Source organism: Endozoicomonas atrinae, assembly GCF_001647025.1.
Taxonomy (GTDB): Bacteria; Pseudomonadota; Gammaproteobacteria; order Pseudomonadales; family Endozoicomonadaceae; genus Endozoicomonas; species Endozoicomonas atrinae.
Genome location: NZ_LUKQ02000634.1, coordinates 1 through 919, shown reverse-complemented (window position 1 = coordinate 919; position 919 = coordinate 1). Strand labels below are relative to the sequence as shown.

Here is a 919-nt window from a genome sequence, read left to right as displayed (position 1 = left end):
ACCATTCGCACCGGAGTTAAACAGCTCAGAAAGGCTATGGGAGTGGATGCGGGAGCATGACTTATCAAACAAAGCATTTTCAGGTTATGAAAATATTGTAGATTGTTGCTGTGAAGCTTGGAATAACCTTTGCAGCGAAGCTGGTCGACTGTTCAGTCTGTGCTCCCGTGATTGGGCAGTTATACAGTAGTTAGAAAATTCAATTGGTATCAGAACTGTTTATTAAAGAAATGCTGCGCCACTGGACGCTTTCGGCTTATTTAACGATCAGTAAGCAGCATTTTCCTGAAAGGTTATTTGACGACTATGACTAGCCAAAAACAGGATGCCCTGGTTCGCTCTTTCCGTCAGTTGCTGAAAGAAGAGCGCTGCGGTTCCCAGAGCCAGATTGTCACGCTTCTGCAGGAGCAGGGGTTTGATAATATCAGTCAGTCCAAGGTTTCCCGCATGCTCAGCCGCTTTGGTGCGGTCCGGGCGCGCAATGCACTGAATGAGCTGGTCTATTGCCTTCCCCCTGAGCTGGGCAAGATGGACTCCAGTATTGCAGTAAAAGACCTGGTCGAAGAGGTTGATCACAACGAATCGATGATTGTGATCAAAACCAGCCCGGGCGCTGCCCAGATGATTGCCAGACTGCTGGATTCTATTGGCGTTAAAGGTGGAATTATGGGGTGTGTGGCGGGGGATGATACCATTCTAGTCGTGCCCACCAGTGTTCAGGAGATTGAAGAGATTACCTTGAGTATTTCTGAGATGTTTAACTGAAAATGATGAGTTGTTAGTCTTTTACAGGGGAATGTAATTTAAATTGTGTAAACGCTTGTCGTTAATACTCCAAAATGGAGAATAACAATGAGCGTTGAAATCAACGAAAAACTGGTAGATCAAATAGCCAGTCAGATTAAAACTCAGGATGATC

Annotated in this window: 1 protein-coding gene and 1 pseudogene; both read left to right on the top strand. The window is 45.4% G+C overall.

Annotated elements, in window-relative coordinates:
* Positions 1 to 190 (top strand): annotated as a pseudogene (locus tag AK963_RS36310) (IS630 family transposase); the annotation flags it as partial.
* Positions 191 to 306: 116 nt separating this feature from the next.
* Positions 307 to 765: a transcriptional regulator ArgR gene (argR, locus tag AK963_RS29685; RefSeq protein WP_066018799.1), complete on the top strand. Its 459-nt coding sequence runs from the start codon at positions 307 to 309 to the stop codon at positions 763 to 765.
* Positions 766 to 919 lie beyond the last annotated feature (154 nt).

Coding starts and splice junctions, on each gene's coding strand:
- argR (WP_066018799.1), top strand. CDS start 307: ATGACTAGCCAAAAACAGGATGCCCTGGTTCGCTCTTTCCGTCAGTTG.